The sequence below is a fragment of the Vibrio sp. 10N.261.52.A1 genome (genome assembly GCF_002876325.1).
In the GTDB taxonomy this organism is placed as follows: Bacteria; Pseudomonadota; Gammaproteobacteria; order Enterobacterales; family Vibrionaceae; genus Vibrio; species Vibrio chagasii.
The window spans coordinates 1-1,503 of the sequence record NZ_MCYD01000553.1 but is presented as its reverse complement, the minus strand read 5'-3'; the positions used below and the strand labels follow the sequence as shown (position 1 = coordinate 1,503).

Sequence of the window (1,503 nt, the reverse complement as noted above, 5' to 3'; positions counted from 1 at the left end):
TTTTATATACTAAATGCGATACGCTTGATTATTCAAAACCCTATAAAATTTTATTTGCAACAAGCTCCCCAAATGAGGTGCAGAATGAGCTATGCTGATTTCTGGTGTATGGAAGAGAAAGGAAGTTGCGGTGTAATCTGTTGATGTAGTTCTCGCCAGAACGATTAACAGAAAGGTACACCGCATGACTGATAATACTGTTGTTTCACTGAATACACCACAAGACCCACTTACAGAACTGATACGCCAAGGGGCTAGAGATTTGATTGCACAAGCTGTTGAAGCTGAGCTTCAACAGTTACTTGCACAACACCAGAATGTAATGGTTGACGGCAAGCAAGCCATTGTTCGCAACGGTTTCTTACCTGAGCGAACCTTGCAAACCGGTGTCGGTGATGTCGAAGTGCAGATTCCTAAGGTACGAGATCGCTCAGGGAGTGGCGTCAAATTTAATAGCAACTTGATACCACCGTATCTCAAGCGAACAAAGAGCGTTGCAACACTGCTCCCGTTACTCTATCTCAAGGGAATATCTACGGGCGATATGCTGCCTGCTCTGGAGTCTCTGCTTGGTAAGGATGCGAAAGGCCTGTCAGCCAACAGCATCTGTCGCCTCAAAGAGCGCTGGTATGCTGAGTACGAACACTGGCGTAAGCGTGACCTCGGTAGGCGTCGATATGTTTACGTTTGGGCTGACGGTGTTTACGGTCACGTTAGGATGGACGATAAGCTCTGCTTACTCGTCATCATTGGTGTCGATGACACTGGACGCAAAGAAGTCCTTGGCGTTCTGGATGGTCATAGAGAGTCAGAAGCAAGTTGGACGGAACTCATTGAGCAGCTACGAGCGCAGGGATTACAGTTAGCACCGAAGCTCGCCATCGGAGATGGCGCGCTTGGCTTCTGGAAAGCAGTTGCTAAGTGCTGGCCTCAAACGACTCAGCAACGGTGCTGGGTACATAAGACGGCGAATGTGCTTAACAAGGTGCCCAAAAGCGTACAACCACGAATGAAGGAAGCACTGCAAGATATCTGGATGGCAGAAACTAGAGATGATGCTTATCACGCCTTCTCAACTTTCCAGAAGCGCTTTGAAGCCAAGTATCCAAAGGCAACGGACTGCTTGGTGAAAGATAAAGATGAAATGCTGGCGTTCTACGATTACCCAGCAGAGCACTGGGTTCATATCAGAACAACCAACCCAATAGAATCGATGTTCGCCACAGTACGTTTACGCACGAACAAGACAAAGAACTGTGGAAACAGAAAGACTACGTTGATGATGGCCTACAAGTTAATGCGCAGTGCAGAGACGAAGTGGCGTCGTCTACGAGGTTTTGCACTCCTAGCGGATGTTGTGAAAGATGTTCGCTTCATCAATGGAGTGAAAGAAATGGAGATTCATCAACAGGCTACTGCATGATCTCCATACACCACATTTGACAATAGCTCGTGCAGAATGTCGGGTTTGTTAAAATAAATTTTATTAAATAAGGTATATTG

General features: G+C 46.4%; 1 protein-coding gene. It reads left to right on the top strand.

Annotation, left to right across the window (positions count from 1 at the left end; genetic code table 11):
- Positions 1-184: 184 nt before the first annotated feature.
- Positions 185-1,423: an IS256-like element ISVa19 family transposase gene (locus BCT81_RS08560; RefSeq protein WP_008219616.1), complete on the top strand. Its 1,239-nt coding sequence runs from the start codon at positions 185-187 to the stop codon at positions 1,421-1,423.
- Positions 1,424-1,503 lie beyond the last annotated feature (80 nt).

Excerpts from the sequence above, each read along its gene's own strand:
- BCT81_RS08560 (WP_008219616.1), top strand. The coding sequence starts at position 185 with ATGACTGATAATACTGTTGTTTCACTGAATACACCACAAGACCCACTT.